Annotated in this window: 19 protein-coding genes, 5 tRNA genes and 2 rRNA genes; 21 read left to right on the top strand and 5 right to left on the bottom strand. The window is 39.6% G+C overall.

Going from position 1 to position 20,466, the window contains the following annotated elements:
* The first annotated feature begins 105 nt into the window (after positions 1–105).
* The 3 genes from VGT41_05600 (at position 106) to tnpA (ending at position 3,910) form a co-directional block, all read left to right on the top strand.
* A 23S ribosomal RNA gene (locus VGT41_05600) occupies positions 106–3,150 on the top strand.
* A 128-nt stretch (positions 3,151–3,278) separates the two neighbouring features.
* Positions 3,279–3,393, top strand: a 5S ribosomal RNA gene (gene rrf, locus VGT41_05595).
* A 139-nt stretch (positions 3,394–3,532) separates the two neighbouring features.
* Positions 3,533–3,910, top strand: a complete 378-nt coding sequence (gene tnpA / locus VGT41_05590; protein HEV2601741.1) for an IS200/IS605 family transposase — start codon at positions 3,533–3,535, stop codon at positions 3,908–3,910.
* A gap of 21 nt (positions 3,911–3,931) precedes the next feature.
* On the opposite strand, the gene radA is transcribed toward tnpA, so the two are convergent.
* From radA to VGT41_05575, 3 genes are read right to left on the bottom strand one after another with little or no spacing between them, the layout of a single operon-like run.
* Complete coding sequence (gene radA / locus VGT41_05585) at positions 3,932–5,278, bottom strand: DNA repair protein RadA (GenBank protein HEV2601740.1); 1,347 nt, start codon at positions 5,276–5,278, stop codon at positions 3,932–3,934.
* Positions 5,271–5,948, bottom strand: coding sequence for a thymidine kinase (locus VGT41_05580; GenBank protein ID HEV2601739.1), 678 nt, complete (start codon positions 5,946–5,948; stop codon positions 5,271–5,273). The genes radA and VGT41_05580 overlap by 8 nt, the downstream gene beginning before the upstream one ends.
* A gap of 10 nt (positions 5,949–5,958) precedes the next feature.
* On the bottom strand, positions 5,959–6,600 hold the full coding sequence (locus VGT41_05575; protein HEV2601738.1) for a thymidine kinase: 642 nt from the start codon (positions 6,598–6,600) through the stop codon (positions 5,959–5,961).
* A 269-nt stretch (positions 6,601–6,869) separates the two neighbouring features.
* On the opposite strand from VGT41_05575, the gene VGT41_05570 reads away from it, so the two are divergent.
* The 4 genes from VGT41_05570 (at position 6,870) to murA (ending at position 12,731) form a co-directional block, all read left to right on the top strand.
* Positions 6,870–7,661 (top strand): mechanosensitive ion channel family protein, encoded by a 792-nt coding sequence (locus tag VGT41_05570; protein HEV2601737.1) that lies wholly within the window; start codon positions 6,870–6,872, stop codon positions 7,659–7,661.
* A 9-nt stretch (positions 7,662–7,670) separates the two neighbouring features.
* Positions 7,671–8,432 (top strand): pseudouridine synthase, encoded by a 762-nt coding sequence (locus VGT41_05565; GenBank protein ID HEV2601736.1) that lies wholly within the window; start codon positions 7,671–7,673, stop codon positions 8,430–8,432.
* 345 nt (positions 8,433–8,777) lie between these two features.
* Entirely contained in the window at positions 8,778–11,102 is a 2,325-nt protein-coding gene (locus tag VGT41_05560; protein ID HEV2601735.1) for an ankyrin repeat domain-containing protein, read from the top strand.
* Between the two features lie 210 nt (positions 11,103–11,312).
* Positions 11,313–12,731, top strand: a complete 1,419-nt coding sequence (gene murA / locus VGT41_05555; protein HEV2601734.1) for a UDP-N-acetylglucosamine 1-carboxyvinyltransferase — start codon at positions 11,313–11,315, stop codon at positions 12,729–12,731.
* 65 nt (positions 12,732–12,796) lie between these two features.
* Here murA and VGT41_05550 read toward each other — a convergent pair whose 3' ends face one another.
* Positions 12,797–14,239 carry a hypothetical protein gene (locus VGT41_05550; GenBank protein HEV2601733.1) on the bottom strand — a complete coding sequence of 481 codons (1,443 nt, stop codon included), beginning with the start codon at positions 14,237–14,239 and terminating at the stop codon, positions 12,797–12,799.
* Between the two features lie 134 nt (positions 14,240–14,373).
* Entirely contained in the window at positions 14,374–15,219 is an 846-nt protein-coding gene (locus tag VGT41_05545; GenBank protein ID HEV2601732.1) for a FoF1 ATP synthase subunit gamma, read from the bottom strand.
* Between the two features lie 126 nt (positions 15,220–15,345).
* Here VGT41_05545 and VGT41_05540 point away from each other — a divergent pair, with 126 nt between their 5' ends.
* The 14 genes from VGT41_05540 (at position 15,346) to rplL (ending at position 20,396) form a co-directional block, all read left to right on the top strand.
* Positions 15,346–15,927 carry an NYN domain-containing protein gene (locus VGT41_05540; GenBank protein ID HEV2601731.1) on the top strand — a complete coding sequence of 194 codons (582 nt, stop codon included), beginning with the start codon at positions 15,346–15,348 and terminating at the stop codon, positions 15,925–15,927.
* Positions 15,924–16,373 carry a tRNA (adenosine(37)-N6)-threonylcarbamoyltransferase complex ATPase subunit type 1 TsaE gene (gene tsaE / locus VGT41_05535; protein ID HEV2601730.1) on the top strand — a complete coding sequence of 150 codons (450 nt, stop codon included), beginning with the start codon at positions 15,924–15,926 and terminating at the stop codon, positions 16,371–16,373. Before VGT41_05540 ends, tsaE begins: the two co-directional genes overlap by 4 nt.
* A 27-nt stretch (positions 16,374–16,400) precedes the next feature.
* The gene (locus VGT41_05530) at positions 16,401–16,634 is read left to right on the top strand and encodes a (2Fe-2S)-binding protein (GenBank protein ID HEV2601729.1); all 234 of its coding nucleotides are present in this window, start codon (positions 16,401–16,403) and stop codon (positions 16,632–16,634) included.
* Between the two features lie 76 nt (positions 16,635–16,710).
* A tRNA-Tyr gene (locus VGT41_05525) sits at positions 16,711–16,795 on the top strand.
* A gap of 23 nt (positions 16,796–16,818) precedes the next feature.
* Positions 16,819–16,894 (top strand) — tRNA-Gly (locus VGT41_05520).
* Positions 16,895–16,923: 29 nt separating this feature from the next.
* Positions 16,924–16,999 (top strand) — tRNA-Thr (locus tag VGT41_05515).
* A gap of 76 nt (positions 17,000–17,075) precedes the next feature.
* Positions 17,076–17,151, top strand: a tRNA-Thr gene (locus VGT41_05510).
* A 58-nt stretch (positions 17,152–17,209) separates the two neighbouring features.
* Entirely contained in the window at positions 17,210–17,368 is a 159-nt protein-coding gene (gene rpmG, locus VGT41_05505) for a 50S ribosomal protein L33 (GenBank protein HEV2601728.1), read from the top strand.
* Positions 17,369–17,376: 8 nt separating this feature from the next.
* Positions 17,377–17,452: transfer RNA gene (locus VGT41_05500), tRNA-Trp, on the top strand.
* A gap of 266 nt (positions 17,453–17,718) precedes the next feature.
* Positions 17,719–18,237, top strand: a complete 519-nt coding sequence (gene nusG, locus VGT41_05495) for a transcription termination/antitermination protein NusG (GenBank protein HEV2601727.1) — start codon at positions 17,719–17,721, stop codon at positions 18,235–18,237.
* An 18-nt stretch (positions 18,238–18,255) separates the two neighbouring features.
* Positions 18,256–18,681, top strand: a complete 426-nt coding sequence (gene rplK, locus VGT41_05490; GenBank protein HEV2601726.1) for a 50S ribosomal protein L11 — start codon at positions 18,256–18,258, stop codon at positions 18,679–18,681.
* Positions 18,682–18,692: 11 nt separating this feature from the next.
* Positions 18,693–19,391: a 50S ribosomal protein L1 gene (gene rplA, locus VGT41_05485; GenBank protein ID HEV2601725.1), complete on the top strand. Its 699-nt coding sequence runs from the start codon at positions 18,693–18,695 to the stop codon at positions 19,389–19,391.
* A gap of 20 nt (positions 19,392–19,411) precedes the next feature.
* Positions 19,412–19,933, top strand: a complete 522-nt coding sequence (gene rplJ / locus VGT41_05480; GenBank protein HEV2601724.1) for a 50S ribosomal protein L10 — start codon at positions 19,412–19,414, stop codon at positions 19,931–19,933.
* A gap of 79 nt (positions 19,934–20,012) precedes the next feature.
* Positions 20,013–20,396 (top strand): 50S ribosomal protein L7/L12, encoded by a 384-nt coding sequence (gene rplL, locus VGT41_05475; protein HEV2601723.1) that lies wholly within the window; start codon positions 20,013–20,015, stop codon positions 20,394–20,396.
* The last annotated feature ends 70 nt before the right edge of the window (positions 20,397–20,466 follow it).

Below are 20,466 nucleotides of genomic sequence, written 5' to 3'. Positions count from 1 at the left end.
GTGTGTAAAAGTTTTAGGGTGAGTAGTAGGATAAAAAATAATTGTGTTCTTTGAAATATTTGTAAGTAAATACCATATTCTTTTAAGGGTAAGCTATAAGTTTGTAATTAATTGAAAAGGGCGTATGGTGGATGCCTTGGTATCAAGAGGCGATGAAGGAGGCGGAAGGCTGCCATAAGCTTCGGGGAGCTGTCAATCAAGCATTGATCCGGAGATTTCCGAATGGGGAAACCCACTTCAGTAAACCTGAAGTATTCTTATCTGAATATATAGGATAAGAAGGTGAACGGCGTGAACTGAAACATCTAAGTAGCGCTAGGAAAAGAAAACAAAGTGATTCCCTAAGTAGTGGTGAGCGAAAGGGGAAAAGTCTAAATTTATGTTACGTGATAGCCTGTGTGCGTTGTAACATAGAGGTTGTGGGATGATAACGCTTGGAAAACACAGATTCCAGTTTGAGTTTATTTAATTTAGCTGAATGCTCTGGGACGGGCGGCCAAAGAAAGTGACAGCCTTGTAGGCGAAAAGTTAAATAAACCAAAAGTTTTTATTCCCGAGTACCATGGAGCACGTGAAATTCCGTGGGAATCTGCCCGGACCATCGGGTAAGACTAAATACTACTTGATGACCGATAGTGAACTAGTACCGTGAGGGAAAGGTGAAAAGTACCCCGGAAGGGGAGTGAAATAGTATCTGAAACCATGCGTCTACAATCGGTGGAAGCGATATATACGTATGCGCAACCACGTACCTTTTGCATAATGAGCCAACGAGTTATACCTATAGTGCAAGGTTAAGCTTGGAAAGAGCGGAGCCGTAGCGAAAGCGAGTCTGAATAGGGCGATTAGTACTATGGGATAGACCCGAAACCAAGTGAGCTATCCATGTCCAGGATGAAGTCTCAGTTACATGAGATGGAGGTCCGAACCGGTGTAGGTTGAAAACTGCTCGGATGAGGTGTGGATAGGGGTGAAAGGCCAATCAAACTTGGAAATAGCTGGTTCTCCCCGAAATATATTTAGGTATAGCCTTGCTGAATTCTTTATGGCGGTAAAGCACAGTTTAAGTTTTGGGGGAGCAATCTTACCGGACTTTTACTAACTCTGAATGTCATATCTTTTGAAAGCAGGAGTCAGACTGTGGGGGATAAGCTCCATGGTCGAGAGGGAAACAGCCCAGACCATCGGCTAAGGTCCCAAAATATTCGTTAAGTGGTAAAAGAGGTGAAAATGCACAGACAGCCAGGATGTTGGCTTAGAAGCAGTCATCATTTAAAGAAAGCGTAACAGCTCACTGGTCAAGTGTTTTTGCACTGAAGAACGAACGGGGCTCAAACGAATTACCGAAGCCATGGCTTGTACTCAAGGTTCGCCTTTTGTACAGGGGTAGGGGAGCGTTCTCTGATAGATACAAGTTTGACCGTAAGGACAGATGTCGTTGATCAGAGAAGTGAGTATGTTGGTATAAGTAACGAAAAAACAGGTGAAATTCCTGTTCACCGAAAGTCTAAGGTTTCCGTGAGAACGGTTCATCCACTCAGGGTTAGTCGATCCCTAAGCCGAGGCCAATTGGAGTAGGCGATGGAAAGCAGGTTAAATATTCCTGCACCACTTGATGACGTTTGAGTGAAGGAGTGACGCAGTAGGGTAGGTTGACTTGGCGTATGGATGCCAAGCTAAGCGCAAAGGTGAGTTTCATTGGCAAATCCGTGAAGCTGTTATCACTGAAACGTGATGGGCATTTTAATTCTTCGGAAGAAATGTGTTCGATTGATCCCACACTGACTGGAAAAACTTCTAGCGAGTCAATTGAGTGATCGTACCGCAAACCGACACAGGTAGACGGGCAGAGTATGCTAAGGTGTTGAGATAACTATCATTAAGGAACTCGGCAAATTGACCCCGTAACTTCGGGAGAAGGGGTGCCTGAATTGTAATTAAAGTTTACTTTAAGAAGCATTATCAGGTTGCAAAAACCAGGCCCAACCGACTGTTTAACAAAAACACAGGGCTTTGCGAACTCGTAAGAGGAAGTATAAAGTCTGACGCCTGCCCAGTGCTGGGATGTTAATAGGAGGGGTTAGCTCTTAGGAGCGAAGCTCTGAATTGAAGCACCAGTAAACGGCGGCCGTAACTATAACGGTCCTAAGGTAGCGAAGTACCTTGTCGGGTAAGTTCCGACCCGCATGAATGGCGTAACGAGTTGGGCGCTGTCTTAATGATAGACTCAGTGAATTTGTAGTGTCGGTGAAAATGCCGGCTACCCGCGAAAGGACGGAAAGACCCCGTGCACCTTTACTATAGCTTGACATTGGTTTTTGAATTTATTCGTGTAGGATAGGCGGGAGACTGTGATGTTGAGGCGCTAGCTTCAGCGGAGTCATCCTTGAAATACCGCCCTTGTGAGTTTGAGAACCTAACTTTGACCCGTAATCCGGGCAAAGGACATTGTCTGGTGGGTAGTTTGACTGGGGTGGTCGCCTCCTAAACAGTAACGGAGGCGTTCAAAGGTTCCCTCATGACGAATAGAAATCGTCGTAAGAGCGTAAACGCATAAGGGAGCTTGACTGCGAGACACACAGGTCGAGCAGGTGCGAAAGCAGGAGTTAGTGATCCAGTGGTACCGCATGGAAGGGCCATTGCTAAACGGATAAAAGGTACGCCGGGGATAACAGGCTGATCTCCTCTAAGAGTCCATATCGACGAGGAGGTTTGGCACCTCGATGTCGGCTCATCACATCCTGGGGCTGAAGCAGGTCCCAAGGGTTAGGCTGTTCGCCTATTAAAGTGGTACGCGAGCTGGGTTCAGAACGTCGTAAGACAGTTCGGTCCTTATCCGTCGTGGGCGTAGGGTATTTGAGGAGGGTTGTCCCTAGTACGAGAGGACCGGGATGAGTAAACCTCTGGTGTTCCAGTTGTTCTCCAAGAGCAGCGCTGGGTAGCTAAGTTTATAAGAGATAACCGCTGAAAGCATCTAAGTGGGAAACTCGCTCCAAGATAAGATACCCCTTATTGAAATTAGTTGGTCTTCGGATTGACGTTTTGATAAAAAGTAAGGTCCCTTGAAGACTACGAGGTAGATAGGCTGGGTGTGTAAGCACAGTAATGTGTTCAGCTTACCAGTACTAATAGACCGAGAGTTTTAATTGCGATAATAATTATAGCTGATGAACCTTGATTGAATGTGAGTTACTTACAAATATTTCTTCCACAGTTGTGTGGATTGACATAAAAGATTTTTCTGTTACTCTTGTATGAGTAATTAAGAATAAAAAATTTCTGGTGCGGATAGCTACAGGGAAACACCCGTTCCCATTCCGAATACGGCAGTTAAGTCTGTAGCGCCGATGATACTTGGCTGGCGACGGCCTGGAAAAGTAGGTAGTGCCAGATTAAATTAAAAAAGACTCTGATTAATTTCAGAGTCTTTTTTTTTGAAATAGGGTTTGATTGTTTTTTGTGATTTTAGGGATCTTATTTTTCTTAAAAAATGATTGCGTATATGTGTTAAGGATTATAAAGGGGTTTTTATATGGTTCGTCATAATTTGGTATATTGTTTAGCGTTTGGTTTGCGTCGAGAAGATGTGTTGTTGTCTGATCCAATGAAGGACGCGTTAAGTGGTATTTTACACCAATCCGCAGAAGATCGGCAATGGACAATGCATGAAGTACATGTCAATAGTGATCATGTTGTTATGGTAGTACAATCAGGTCCAGATACTAGTGTTGAGAGCATGATACATCACTTTAAAAATATGAGTGATAAAAGTATGAAAGAGCAGTTTTCGCAGCTGCATGATCTATATCAAGATGATTGTTTATGGGCAGATGGTTATGAAGCTGAAACTGTAGGGGAATCCGATCCAGAAGCAGTTGAAGAGTATCTTGATACAGTATTAAAGTCATAGTGAATAATAGTATGACTTTTTTTATTCGCTAAAGAGTGAAAGTAGCTCATATACATTTTTAAATCGTTGCGTTGTACATGATGAGTTGCTTTCAATTTTTTGTGCATGTGCGATCAGCAGCTTTTTGACACCAAACTTTTCTGCCTCTTTAATATGCATACTAATTTGGTTAATTGGATTGATCTGACCAGTTAAACTGATTTCTCCGAGTGCGATAGATTTTTCTGGTAAAGGCAATTGGAAGTAGCTTGATAGTAATGCGAGTGCAATACCTAAATCTGTTTCGCTTCCTTTGATTTTAAACCCTCCGCTTACTTTGAAGAAGATGTCGTGAGTGCTTAATTTTATGTGTAAATATTTTTCCAAGATTGCAGCGATTAATACCACCTGTTTATGATCAAGGCCTGAAACCACTCGCTGTGGCATAGTTAGCTTTGATTCAATGGTAAGTGCTTGTAGCTCAAGCAGTAATGGACGAGAGCCCTCAGTGTGACTCACCAGTACCGATCCAGGTGCATGGTTCAACTCACTCATTAGATGTTCGTTGATGTTAGGTATTTGTTGTAAACCATGTGCATGCATTTGAAAAAATCCGAGTTCATTAATTGTTCCAAAGCGGTTTTTTACTGATCGTAAAATGCGCGCGTGCCAACGATCTTCCCCTTGTAGGTAAAATACACCGTCAACCATATGTTCTAATGTTTTTGGTCCAGCTATAGTGCCATCTTTGGTGATGTGTCCGCTTAGGAGCACGGTAATATTGTGCTCTTTTGCAAGTCGCATGAGGTGAAAGGTAATTTCTCGCAGTTGATTAACGCTGCCAGGAATAGATTGTGTGTTATCTCCATAACAATTTTGAATGGAGTCGATAATGACTACATCGGGAGCATGTTGCTGTGCGGTGCTAATAATAATATTTAAATCTGGAGTATCTGAAAATAGTAACTGTGTGCTGGTGCATTCTAAACGTTCTGCGCGCTGCTTAACTTGGCTTAAGGATTCTTCTGTTGAAAAATAAAATACGGTATGATTTTTTGAAATTGCATGTGCAATTTGCAGCAGAAGTGTTGATTTGCCGATTCCAGGATCACCGGTTAAAACAAGTAATGATCCTGGCATGATGCCGCCACCAATAACCCGGTCCCACTCTTCGATCCCAGAATAGATACGTGCTTGCTGTGTTGTAGAGATCGTGTTAAGCGTGCGCATGGTTGTTGTTGCAGTCGATTGTACAAGCTTTTTATTTGTGGGGCCAGATTGTACTTCCTGTAATGTTTCCCATTGTTTGCATTCTGGACAGCAGCCTATCCATTTAATCGTTGTGTAGGTGCATTCGCTACAAACAAAAGATGATTTGTTCTTACTCATACGATTCTATTGCAATGCAGAGAGGTTTTTTATCAATTTCAAAACAAGAGCGACAACGAGCTTGATATGCTTCTTGTGCAGCAACTAGAATGATTGGATCATCATAATTAGCTGGTTGTTTATTAATTAAACGTTGTGAAACGTATGCATCATTTCCGCATAAGGCACAAATAGCATGCAGCTTCGTGACTTTGTCAGCAAGTGCCAACAGAGTGGCCATGTGTGGAAATGGTTGTCCTCGGAAATCGAGATCAAGACCCGGTACAATTACTCGTATACCATGATCAACAAGAGTGCAGATAACGGGTATGATATTTATAGAAAAAAATTGTACCTCATCGATACCAATAACATCAAGGTTCTGTTTAAATGCAAATGAGAGGATATCTTCTTCGTTGCTAATTGCTTCAGCTATCACTTTATTGCCGTTGTGTGATGCGATATAACGCGTTTGTTGTTCTGAAGAGTTATCATAGCGATTATCTAATGCATTGCTGAAACAAATGGTTTTTTGTTGGGCAATTTTTGCACGGCGCAATCGACGAATGAGTTCTTCAGATTTTCCTGCAAACATTGAACCACAAATAACTTCAAGTGTTCCTGTTTTGCTATATGTATAGAGAGGTGCTAGTAGTAATAATAAGGTAATGGTAAGAACTGATTTCTTCATAGTATTTAAGTTATATTATCTTTTCTGTATTGGATTCATAATGTTCGAGTGACATAAACGGTGCTGCTTTATCAATGTAGTAACATTGACGACATCGTGCTTGATATGTTTCTTGTGCGCCAATCATTATGATGGGGTCATCATAATGGGCAGGTCTTCCATTAATGAGTCGTTGCGTAAAATGACCATTGTTACCACACAGTGAACAGATAGCATGTAATTTTGTGATAGAATCTGCCAGTGCAAGTAAAGTCGGTATTGGTCCGAATGGTATGCCACGAAAATCTAAATCAAGACCGGCAACAATGACGCGTTTCTCTTTTTTAATGAGTTCGCAAATAGTAGGAATAATTTTTTGTGAAAAGAAATGTGCATTATCAATACAAATGACATCTGCATGCTCTTGTTCTGCAATATGAATAATTTCTTGTACTGCTCCTATTGGACGCGCACTAATTTTGTTGCCATCATGTGAAATAATATATTCAATAGCATGATTATGCTGATAATCTTTAAATGCAAGAACAGTTTGTTTTGCAATTTTTGCACGTTGTAAGCGTTTGATTAGTTCTTCAGATTTTCCTGAAAACATTGGTCCACAAATAACTTCTAAATAACCAAGAGTAGTGCGTCGAGCGCTATATGTTTGCATTATGGTCTCCTTTAAGATCCATTATCATATCTGTCTAATATAGATTAGCGATCCTCTGTCGGTTTGGCAAAGTATTGTCGGTGGCTGTCAGGGAGATACGGTAAACGGTATAGGAATTTTTGGGATTTTAACCTTTATTTGTTTATTACAAACTCCTCGCGTTCTGGTATACTAAAATGGTAGTTATTGAGGCTAAAATAGAGAAAATGTGATTATATGTATCTTTGTCGGCCAATTCTTTGGTCACAAATGGACAAATGGAATAAGTTATGGATTTAGCAACCTTTTTAGCCTGTTATTCTTCTTTGATTCTCTGGGCAGTCCGTGTGGTGGGATTAGTGATTGCCACGGTCTGGGGGGTACGTTATATACAAAATAAGCTTAAAAATGCCCTTACCAAAATGTACTCTGATCAGTTGCGTATAGCCTTGATAGGTAAACTTTTTGCTTATATTTCGTTCTTTATTTTAGCAGTGTCATTGCTACATGAATTTGGCCTTAATGTATCAGCTTTATTAGGGGCAGCGGGGGTTATTAGTATTGCCATTGGATATGCATCACAAACGAGTATTGCTAATATTATTAGCGGACTTTTTTTGATGATAGAACGACCATTTAAATTGGGAGATATGGTTGTTATTGGTGGTGAACGAGGGAGAGTTGCAGAGGTTAATTTATTTGCGGTGTTATTGCATACAGAGTCTGGAGTTATGGTGCGCATTCCGCATGAAAAGATTCTTAAAAACAAATCCATTAATTTAACTAGTTTGCCTATTCGTAGGCATACGGTACAGATTAAAGTTGGTTGTCAAAATAATCCGCAGGAGATTGTTGCGATAATTAAACGTGCAATAGGTGATAATGTATATTGTGTGATGCATCCAGAGCCATATATTCTTATGCGAGAAATTATTGGAAATTATTTATATATTGCGGTTGGTGCATGGGGGATGCAAAAGCATTTTACTGATATAAAACATACATTGCTGCTCAGTTTAAAAGAAGCGTTTGATAAGGAAAATATTAAGATGATAGGTTATAAATTCGGGTCCGATAAATAAGAGAAGATTATGATGAATGAAATACAAAAAAAAGTAGATCGAGTGATAGAGTCAGCAGTAGAAAGAATAGTGCTTAATAAGTACATTGCACATGCGGGAGTGTGTTCTCGCAGAGAAGCGGTTGAATTGATTAAGCAAGGTTCGGTTAAAGTGAATGGTGTAATAATTACTGAACCAAGTTACATTGTGCAACCGAAAGATTTTGTAAAAGTTGGCAGTAAGGGAGTTCGTCCTGAGCAAAAAGTATATGTGCTGCTCAATAAACCAACAGGATATGTAACTACGGTTGAAGATGAACAGGGACGACGTACGGTTGCAGATTTAGTGCGTGATGTTGGTAGAAAATTACGCTTATATCCGGTTGGTCGTCTTGATAGAGATACAACGGGACTGCTTATTATGACGAATGACGGTGCGTTAACGCAAAAATTATCACATCCAAAAAATCATGTGCAAAAAAAATATTCAGTTGTTCTGGATAAGCCGTTTCCTGTAGAAGACCTTAAGAAGTTAAAAGAGGGCGTTACGTTAATAGATGGACGAGCATATGTAGATGCGATTTCATATGGTGAATCAAAACGAAATAATGTCGTTAAAATTGTCCTACATAGTGGTAAAAACAGAATTGTACGTCGAATGTTTGAGCATCTAGGATATCGTGTTATGCAACTTGATCGTATTAATTACGCAGGAGTTACAAAACAGGGATTGATGCAAGGGCGATGGCGGTTTTTAGAGCCAGAAGAACTTGCAAGTTTATTGGCGCTGTAAGATCCTATCCAGAAACTCAAAAACTTGAGATTTTAGGAATAGAACTACCGAAGCAAAGGAGCTACGATCGTCGTTGCGAGCCGCCCTTGGCGTGCGTGGCAATCCAGATTAATAAAAGAGATATAAACTGAATTCAACTAAAAAAATTATTTTGTCGCGCTCTTAATGAGCGCACGAATTTCTGGATCACCACGTATACACTTGTATAGGCCCAATCCTTTATCGGAGTGGGTTTTTTCTTTTTCTTTTCAACATCCTTTATTGGGTGGAAACCAGGGTATTACCTTAAACATATATTTAATTTGTTAACTGTAACGAACCGAGTTTTAGTAAAAAAGGAAAGTTATGAAGCAATGTCTAAAAAAGAATTTTTTGGTAGCGATTATAATTAATTGTGGGCTAAGCCAGCATGTTTATACCGCTAATGCGACAGCGCGTGCGCGTAAAAGAGCGGAGCGAATTACTAAGCAGGTGCAGCCAAGTAAGCCGAAATCTGCTGTGTTGCCAGAGGATGTTGGTGCAACAAGTACATTTATTGAACGGCCTGAATATTGTGAAGCAATCACAATAAAATGGAAAGATTATTTACGTAAATATAGTAATACTATAATACGGCAAATGTTAGAGAATGAAGAGCGGTATCAGGATACTCATTTTGTTTTTTATCATGCACAGAATCAGGAAAATAGAATTGTTGTAGAATTATTAAGAAGTTTATACGCATGGGAATTTAAAAAGCAGTTGCGTTCTGATTTTGAGTTTCTTCGTTTATGGAGCGAAGGATCTGATTATAAAGATGTAAATAGTTATTTAGATAGTTTTGGGGTACCGATTTCTGGTTTTAATGATCATCGCTCAGAGGTGCGCGCAGTACTTTTGGCGGTTAATCCGGCGTTGTTTGGGAATTTTGAGTTGGGAGGAGAATGTACGTTCAAGTATTTTTTGGATAATTATAGTATTACAGATGTTGTTCGCACCACCTTAGAAAATATTTGTAAGAAGTATGATTTGAATGAATCATTTATTCAGGACCTTCTTGGTATTAATGAAAATTATAAATCAAAAACAGGTGATATTGTGCAGATATTTATACCAAAGGATTTGGTTGATGATTATGCGTATTTGTGTCGTGCGGGAGGGCATCCGCAAGGGACAGAACTTCTGGACAAGAATAGTAAACCAATTAAAAAGGATAATAAAGGAAGTTCTTTGTATGATGATACGCGTATGCGTTACACAAAATGTCATACTATTCTTGCAATGCTACAAAATGATAAAGATGCGATTAGAGATGCCAAAAACATACAATTACGGCTTTTCTTTTCTAAAAAAGGACCGTTATTGAACCCTGACTTGGGAGCAAAGATATTTCGATTTACTACTCTTTCCTCAGAGCAGTTGCGGAACTATAAAGCGCTAGTTAAAAACCTTGCAAAAAAAATGCTCCCAGAAAAGGCGGAATTAGCAACAACATCCTATGAAGAATTTACTGCTAAGCAAAAAGCTCTCGGCGCGGAACAACAAAGCGTAGTCGAAGAAGCGATTAAGCGCCTAATTAATATGGATATTTTTATGGCAATGGAGATGCCCAATGCGATAACGTTAATTGAAGAGTTGGTGGCCAGAGGAGCTGATATTAATGGTAAAAATAAATACGGAGAAACGGCATTGATGTATGCAGTCAATCACAATAAGCTGGATGTTATTAAATGGCTGTTGCAAATGGGTGTCGATAAGGAAGTTCGCAGTTCAAGAGGTAGGACAGTCCTTTTTGATGCTGTAGCCAGAAATAATGTGGAGAGTGTAAATATGTTATTGCAAGCAGGTGCTAATAAAAATGTGCGTGATGATCAAGGTGGGACAGTTCTTTTTCAAGCTATAGCTAGTGGTAACATAGAAATTATGGATATATTATTACAGGCAGGTGTTAATAAAAATGTGCGGGATAATCAAGGCAGAACATCACTGGAGTATGCAATTCAAGATGACAATCTGGAAGCAATAAAATTGTTGTCACAACTAAGTACAGATTTAAAAGTGCGTGATAATACCGACCAGACGCAGTTAATGCGTGCACTGGAGTATGCAATTAAACTTGGACGTTTGAAGGCAGTAAAAGTGTTATTACAATCAGGCATAGACTTAGACATGCGTGATAATACTGGGCGGACGCCGTTAATGTACGCAGTAGAATCGCGTAGGTTAGAAGAGGTCGAATTTTTGGTACAGCAAGGGGCAGATCTTGCTGTGCAAGATAATGATAATCGAACGGCTTTAGAGATTGCCCAAAAAGATAATCGACAGGGAATAGCTGAGTATTTAAAAAGGCAGAGAAAGCAACTATCGAGCAACATATTCACAGTAATTGATCATCCTAAGGCTATAGTATGGCTTTCTCGGTTTCCTAAAGATTTGATCATTGTTCCTGTTCGAGACAAAGATGATAAAACACCATTAATGTACGCCGTTGAAAAAGGTAAGTTGGATGCAGTGCGATTCTTAGTAGAAGCTGGTGTAGATTTTGCTGCTAAAAATAAAAATGGAAAGACGGCGTGGGATATCGCAAAAGACAAAGGGCATATCGAGATTGCCGCATACTTACAACAAAAATATAGAGAACGACAGCCGGGATATAAAAAGGTATTAAAGAAAATAAAAAGTAAGTTGTAGAAGATAAAATTTGCATTATACGTTCCTCGTAGGTCGAAAGATTTACGAGGATTTTTTCATACCAAGCTAAACTTCATGTCATTCTTCGGAGGCGTAGTATGGTTGAGTTTTTATTTATTTTTTTTGATTGTAACAACTACAAAACTTTTTTATAATTATTTGTTCTGTTTAGTGTAAAAATATTTTTGTTTTTATACATAGGGGGTGTTCGTGTTGAATATTTTGCGTACTAAACGTGTATTATTTTTTTACATGGTATTATTTGTAGGAGTTGAAGAAGCTATGTCTGAAACGCATTTAGTTGTTAAACAATCTGGACCTCTGCATGGTACGGTTTCATTATCAGGAGCCAAAAATGCAGTGTTAGTTATTATGACATCATTAATTTTAACGGACGGTAAATCACGACTTACTAATGTGCCAGCATCACAAGATGTGTTTTATATGATCGCATTGTTAAAAGAGTTGGGTGCATCTGTTTTGTTTGATGCTGATTTACAGATACTCGATGTGGATACATCAACATTAAAAAATTTCAAAGTAAGTCATGAAATTATGCAGAAGATGCGTGCATCAATTTTGGTGATGGGGCCATTGCTCGCACGATTTGGTAGAGCTGAAGTTGCATTGCCCGGAGGTGATGCCATTGGTGCGCGTCCTATTGATTATCACGTGAAAAACTTTGTTAAAATGGGAGTTGATGTACAGATAGATGGTGATTTTTTATGTGCAAAAGCTGATCAATTGGTTGCTGCTAAATTAGTTCTAGAATATCCGAGTGTTGGTGCAACTGAAAACAGTTTGATGGCCGCTGTGTTGACGCCGGGTGTTACGCGTATTATTAATGCTGCACTTGAACCGGAAGTATTAGACTTGATTGCAATTTTAAGAAAAATGGGGGCGCAGATTTCTATTTTGCCGCCAGCGACTCTTGAAATCATTGGCGTTGCGTCATTAAGTCCAGTAGAGCATGCAATCATGTATGATCGTATTGAAGCGGGAACATTATTGTTAGCAGCGGCAATTACTGGTGGGTCAGTTACAATTTCTAATGCACGCGTGGATCATTTGGATATCTTCTTGGATAAGTTACAAGAAATGGGGCATCACATTATTATTGGCCTAGAAGGTATAGGTATTACGCTGCATGCAACAGCTCATCCACGAGCAGTTTCATTTAAAACAGGGCCATTTCCGGGGTTTCCGACAGATTTACAAGCACCAATGATGGCGGTGCAATGCGTGGCCCAGGGAACTGCAGTGATAGAGGAAACGGTCTATGAAAATAGATTGATCCACGTTCGAGAGCTGCAAAAGATGGGAGCTCAGATTAAAATTGAGCACAATGATAAAGCGATTATTGTGGGTGTAGAGCAATTGTATGGTGCATATGTGATAGCAAGTGATGTGCGGGCGGCAAGTAGTTTGGTGCTTGCAGGACTTGTGGCACAAGGTGTTACTTGTATGGCGGGGATACATCATTTAAAACGCGGTCATGATAAATTAGACAAAAAGTTGGAATCAGTTGGTGCGCAACTAGAATTTTGCACGGTCAAACCGGGTGAAGCATTTGATTATGATGCGTTGTTGCAATATAAAAATAGCGTTGCTACACCCAATCAGATTTGAGTGATAGAGCAGAGCTAGGTGCAAATGAATTGGTCGTGTCTATATTGGGCACGACCAATTACTGACTATTTTAAAAACCGTGTTAGGGTAAAATTGGCTTGACCACCATCACTAGAATCACCTGCTATAATAAGCTTCTCATCATCCTGCAAAGCAAGCGAGAAACTCTTAGCATTGTTTTGTATTGAAACAGTTAAAATACCACTGTCATTATATCCAAAACTTGTATCAATGCTTCCATCTGGCAGATATCGTATTACCATAAATTGTGTACCGGTCTCCCATTGCGCAATCCCGGTCACCAGCAGTTTGCCATCATCTGCAATAAGAATATTTTTTGCAAATGCATTACCAAGTCCGATTGGCGTATGAACAATGCCGGTCCCGTTTTGCCCAAATGAAACATCAAGACGACCATCCACTGTATATCGTGCAAGAAGAAATTCTGTAAGCCGTGTAGATTCATTTTGAACAGTGCCAAGCGCAATAATAAGGTTGTCAGGAGTTATTGTAGTATCAACAAAAAAATTACAGGCCGCGTTTGCAGATGTAATCACCATGCCATTACTGTCCCCACCAAACGAACTATCTAAGATCCCATCACGGGTGTACCGCACTATCATGCCATCACAATGTAATCCATCAAAATGCATTGGTCCTAAATTATATGGCACGCTACAATCAAGAGATGGACCAACGACAATTATTGTATCATCTTGTTGCAGAGTTGCTCCATATGCAGCATCGCCTGCACGTGACGCGGCCCTCGATTTTGGTCTATCTGATACATTCACAAATGTTTTTACGGTACCATCAACTCCAAACGATGTATCTATCGTTCCATCAGATAGGTATCGCACAAGATAAATACAATAATTCAATATATCATCGCTAGCTGGATCATCTGTACCATAACAACCTGCAGTAACTATTTTATGATCCTGTTGAATCATAACTTTAAAAAAATTCGACCACTGATTGACTCCGTTAGTTTCGATGACCATACCATTAATTCCAAACGATTGATCTAAACTTCCGTTGCTACACAAACGGATCAGAGTTGCATCGGGTGCAATTTCCGGTCGTTGGTATGTTCTACCAGCAACAAGAATCTTACCATCACTTTGCACTGCGCAATCGATAGCACATTGTGAGTTCCCTACACGAGGCACCACAACAATGCCATCTGCACCAAACGATGCGTCGGGAGTGCCATCACTGTTATACCGAACGAGAGTGATGCTGCAATCTATAGTGTCATGTTTATCCATATTATTATGCGTAAAGCTATCTCCAATCAAAAGAATTTTACCATCGGTTTGCAACTTAACTGATAAGGAGGGAATAACACGATTAAGAGTTCCGGATATTTTATTTAAGCGGGTAATCACTATACCATTGGTTCCAAAAGCACTGTCTATGCATTGATATTCATATGCGACAATGTTTAGATGCATACTTAAAAGAATACAGTACATGATATATTCGAAACAATGTCGCCACTGCATGATACATTCCTTTCATCATTACTTTTCGCTAACAATAAAATTATTTCATAAGAAGATATGAAAAATGCAATAAAGGGTTCAATAAAAATGGGAAAAATATATGAGCAATGGTAGATGTACAATGTATTTGTCGTTTACATGCTGCTGGTAAGTTCAGTCAACTCACGAGTGATTTTTGCTTGACGGAATTTATTATATTGCAGTTTTGCGGTTTCAAGTAATCCATTTGCGTTACGGGTTGATCCATCCATCGATAAAAATCGGGCGGCTTGTTCCGCAACCAGGGACTGGAAAAGAACTTCGTATATTGTTGCTTCGATGTATTGATGTAGCACGATATCTAATAGAACTTCAGGCTTTTGTTCCCATGAGTATTGAGTAAACGATGGCGTGTTAGTAGTTGATGGGGGAATAGTAAATGGAACTAATTGAAACTGTTCAGGTTTTTGTAAAAAAAATGATCGTGGTCGATTGCTTATGATTGTAACTTGTGTGTACTGCTCTGTAATTATATGATTAATGAGCCGTGTTGCCAATGCAGTTATGTTGACTGTGGAAAATTCTGGAAACGAAAGAAGCAGCGGTGTGGAGTCGTGACTGGCGAGTAGCTCTATCATCTTTTTTCCAATTGCTATATAGGCATTATGTTCTGTCTGTGGTGATGGATGCGCAGTATGAAAAAATTTGAGTAATGCAGTGTTAAAGTTGCCACAAAGTCCTTTTTGTGATCCGACTATAATAACGAGCGTTTTTTGTTTTATTGCTTCTGTTGTATGCATGAGTGGGTTATGCCATGTAGAAGCTTGATCTTTTATTGCGACAAATAGTTGGTTAAGTGCGTTTGTATAAAATGTGAGAGGCTTTTCTTTGTTTTTTAGTTGTGAGTGTGTGGACATGGAAATCAGACGCATCGCATAGGTGATTTTTTTGATTGTTTCTATAGCGTGAATGCGTTGCCGCATTTGAATGAGCTGCGCCATAATATGCTGCCATATCCTTAAAAGGTTGTTTATATGATTTAAATTGCATTATGAGTGTATTATATTTAATCGTAATGTGTAATATGGAATAATGCAATAAGAAATGCAATAATAAAAAGAGAAATTGTGGTCATTGTAATTGATGCTTATAATATACTAAAGCAGATTTTAGGCGGTAAATTTATTTCAGATCATGAGCGGAATATTTTTATCCGTCGGTTGGGCTTATACGCCAAAAAGCGAAACCATACGGTTGTTGCTGTATTTGATGGCGGCTTAGATGACCGAGCGGTTAAAGAGCGTGTGTATGGGATATATGTTGTCTATTCGGGATTACAGGAAACTGCAGATACGTATATGAAGCGATATATCGAGGAGCATCAACAGTATGACTTGCTGTTGGTTTCATCAGATCGAGAGTTGTGTACTTGGGCAGAGCGGTATAATGTACAGTCTTTTCCTGCATTAGAATTTTATATGCAGGTGAATAGTGTGCTTAAGTCGAAACAAGAGGGAAGTGGGGGCAATCGCAATAAAGCGATTATTAAAACAACTGATACAGATAACCCGGAATTGGATGCATTGATGAGTGCAAATGCCGGTCGCATTGATTCTAAGCAAGAGTTAGATTCCGTGGCAAGAGTAAGAAATAAACATCAGTTATCAAAAAAAGAAAAAAAGTTACATCAAAAGATAAAAAAATTATGAAGAAAGATTTGTTTGAACAAGTATGTATTGTGTATGGAATTGACGAGGTAGAGCGTATTGCCTTGACGTTGCTTTCTTTGCGTGATCGAGTGCATATTTTTACTTTTACGGGATCGCTAGGGGCGGGTAAAACAACATTGGTTCGCGCAATGCTTAAGCAGGTGGGCGTGCGTGACGTAATAACGAGTCCAACATTTACCTATGTAAATTTGTATACAGGGTATGATGGAGAAACTATCTATCATTTTGACTGTTATCGTTTAAAAACAACCGATGAGTTTTTGCAGGCAGGGTTTGATGAATATATCTATCAGCAGGGTAGTGTTAGTATTATTGAGTGGCCAGATGTGGTGATGCCATTGTTGCATCAAGAGTTGGTTTGTCATGTTACGATAGATTATGTAGATGATATCCAGCGAAAATTGTGCTATCGTATTAGTAGATAATAATAATGTTAATTATAGGGACGTGACATGAGTTGTTCTTCTTCGTGTAAAAAGTCATGCGAAACATCTGATTATTTGGTGTGTACGTGCATGGGAGTTATGTTTAGTGATATTACACAAGCCATAGAGAGTGGAAAAGATACATATACGGCATTACAAGATGCTTTAGGTGTTGGCACTGGATGCAATAGTTGTGTGGAAGAAGTGCGTGAAATTTTGCAAGAGTACGAAAAAGAAGCCGCAGATTGCAAGAAATCATAAATTAAAGTTGAAATCTATAGAAAAATCATTATTATATTCAGTCGAAGGTTAAGTTGTTGTTCGACGGTTTGAAATTGGCGAGATACCCGAGTGGTCAAAGGGGATGGACTGTAAATCCGTTGGCACAGCCTTCGCAGGTTCGAATCCTGCTCTCGCCACCATTTAGATTGCACAGAGAAAGACCGCGGGAATAGCTCAACTGGTAGAGCGACAGCCTTCCAAGCTGTAGGTTGCGGGTTCGAGCCCCGTTTCCCGCTCCAAAATTGAATTTACTAGGTTTAAAAATAATGCTGGCGTAGCTCAGTTGGTAGAGCAGCTGATTTGTAATCAGCAGGTCGCAGGTTCAAATCCAGCCGCCAGCTCCAATTAATAAAAAACAGAATAAGATTAAGTTGTCTTTTTCTGTTTTTTATTTAACCTATACATAATTATCGGGGTTGTGCCCACGTAGCTCAGTCGGTAGAGCACTTCCTTGGTAAGGGAGAGGTCACCGGTTCAAATCCGGTCGCGGGCTCCATAAGTTTGAGAAGTTGTAAATTGCATGATTAAATCCAATAGTGTAGACTGTAGAGAATATGGCTAAAAATAGAGTTACCACACACTTAGTATGTGGCGAATGTAAAGAGCGTAATTATACGCAGGTAGTAGGTAAACAGCGAACTGCTGGGTCATTAAAGTTGAAAAAATACTGTTCGCGATGCCGTAAGCATGGTGAGCATAAGGAATCGAAGTAAACTTTTGTAGGCCAGTAGCTCGAATGGTAGAGCAGCAGACTCCAAATCTGATGGTTGGGGGTTCAAGTCCCTCCTGGCCTGCCATATAGATGGGTAAGAAGTAAGATTATAAACAAGCAATTCCTTGGGTGGCTAGATGAAGAGCGTTATGCATTTTTTACATGAGGTTAGAATAGAACTGTCAAAGGTAGTTTGGCCTAAGTTTGATTCGTTTATGGAATCTACGGTTGTAGTTCTCGTGTTTGTTTTTGCATTTACGATTTATTTAGGGTTGGTCGATAAAGGGATTGTGCGGGCAATAGAATATATTTTCAAGCACTATGTGTAGAAAGTTGGGATAAAGCGCAAAGATGAAACGTTGGTATGTGATTCAGGTTTATGCTGGATATGAAGATGCGATTAAGGCTAATCTGATGAAAAGTATTCGTGAGGCTGGGTTTGAAGAGTACGTAGGTCAGATTTTGATACCTTCGGCAAAGCTAAAAAGTTTTTTCAATGCTGCTGAAGAAAAGGATGAGCAGCTTTTTCCAGGTTATATGTTGATTGAGATGGAGATTGTGCCGGGTATTATCCGGTTGGTCACAGCTAGTCTGCGTGTATTGCGTTTTTTAGGAGATAAAGAGCCCATTCCGCTTTCTCAAAAAGAAGTGAGTCGGGTATTGTCTCAAGCAAGTGGTGAGGTTGTGTTGTCTGCTGAAAAGAGTGCATTTACTGTTGGTAGTGAGATTGATATAAAAGAGGGTCCGTTTGCGGGCTTCGTTGGCATTGTAGACAAAGTTGACGAAGGCAGTGAGCGCCTAACAGTAATGGTGAGTATTTTTGGTAGAATGACTCCTGTCGAATTAGGTTTTAATCAAGTTAAGCAATAATCAAAGGTAGATTACTCAATGGCTAAAGTTATAAAAGCTCAAGTGAAGCTACAAATTCCTGGTGGTACAGCCACACCAGCTCCTCCAGTTGGTAACAACCTTGGTCAACATCAAGTTAATCTTATGGAATTTTGTAAGCAATTTAATGCAAAGACTGCTGATAAGAAGGGTGATGTTGTTCCGGTCGTTGTAACTATTTTCACGGATAAGACATTTACATTTGTTATTAAAACTCCACCGACTACGATATTGATTAAAAAGAAAATCAATCTTGCTAAAGGGTCTGCAAAGCCAAACACAAATAAGGTTGGTGTGATAACGTGGAGCGATATCGAGCAAATAGCGAAGATAAAGCTTCCTGATTTGAATGTTGCTGATATTGAGCAGGCTAAAAAGATTGTAGCTGGCAGCGCAAGAAGTATGGGTGTTGACGTAATTGATTAGGATGAATGTATATGTCTATGCATGGTAAAAAATACAGGCAAGTAGAAGAAAAAGTGGTACGTGGGCAAGTTTTGGCCACGGATCAAGCATTAACGCGTGTGAAAGAGCTTGCGTATGCTAAATTTGATGAATCGGTTGACGTAGATGTTGTGTTGAGCATAGATGCGTCAAAGGGTGATCAGGTAGTGCGCGGATCGGTTACATTACCGCACGGTCGCGGCAAAACTATTAAAGTTTTAGTTTTTGCTAAGGGCGATGCGGCTGATGAGGCGAATAAAGCGGGCGCTGATTATGTAGGGGCGGAAGATTTAGTGGAAAAGATTAGCGGTGGTTGGTTGGATTTTACTTTTGCTATAGCAACGCCTGATATGATGGGGCTTGTGGGTAAATTAGCAAAATTCCTTGGCCCTCGTGGATTACTTCCAAATAAAAAATTGGGTACAGTTACCACTGACGTAGCGGGTGTTGTAGCCGATTTAAAAAGTGGACGAGTTTTTTTCAAGAATGATAAGAATGGATTAGTCCATTTTTCTTTTGGTAAAGTATCCTTTACTCCAGAAAAGTTACGCGATAATTTAGCGGCTTTTACCAAGGCTTTATTGGGTGCAAAACCTGCATCGGCTAAAGGAAAATTTTTGAAAAAGATGGTTGTTTCTTCCACAATGGGTGTCGGTATTCAGATAAATCCAGATGAGATTCTACGATCTTAGGTTGGTGAAAGGTATATACAATGAATCGTCAACAAAAAGTTGAAGTTGTAGACTATCTACAGGGTAATTTTTCTAAAAGCGCGGCATCGTTTCTTGTTAACGTTCAGAAGTTGAACGTTAAGCAAATGGAAGACTTGCGTAGAGAATTACGTCAAAATGGTGGTAAGTTAAAAATAGCAAAAGCGAGGCTTTTAAGGCTGGCGATTGGTAATGTCCAAAAAGGACATGATTTGTTGCCATTTTGTAAAGAGCAAATCGGTATAGTTTTTACAAGTGAAGAACCACCTGTAATTGCAAAAGTGTTGCATGAATTTTCAAAGAAAAATGCAGCATTAAATATTGTTGCGTGCTGTTTGGATGCAGATGTCCTTGATGCGGGATCTGTTGTTCGTATGGCGTCGCTTCCATCAAAGGATGTGTTACGAGCTCAATTGTGTGGTACATTAAACATGCCAATTGTGAACCTAGTTCAAGTTTTGAACATGCTTACTTTAAGGCTTTTATTTGTATTGAAACAGATTGGTGATCAAAAACAGTCTTAAGGTACGTTAGTGGATGGTTGTGTGTAATGTCATCATAGTTTAAGTGTAATTTTTTAATTTAATTGGTTTGGAGAATGCTATGGCATCAAAATCATATGAAAAAATGATTGAAGAAATAAGCAATATGTCAGTTTTAGAGTTGTCTGACCTGGTAAAAGCGTTAGAAACTAAATTTGGTGTTTCAGCGGCTATGCCAGTAGCGGCAGCAGCAGCTCCTGCAGCAGCGGCAGCTCCAGTGGCAGCAGAAGAAAAATCTTCTTATAAAGTAACATTGCAAGATGTTGGTGCTGATAAAATCAAAGTGATTAAAGCGCTTAAGCAAGTTACTCAATTGAGCTTAACAGATGCTAAAAAAGTTGTTGAAGAAGCTCCGTCAGTTATTGCTGAGTCTGCTGCAAAAGATGACGCTCAAAAAATTAAAGAAGCATTGGATGCAGCTGGAGCGAAAGTACAACTTTCATAAAAGAAGTTGTATTGATTTTCAGTTGATTGTTGGGGTCTACATACGTAGATTGAATGGAAGTAATCTGTTT

The sequence above is a fragment of the Candidatus Babeliales bacterium genome (assembly GCA_035944115.1).
GTDB lineage: Bacteria > Babelota > Babeliae > Babelales > Vermiphilaceae > DASZBJ01.
This window is presented reverse-complemented; position numbering and strand designations above follow the sequence as displayed.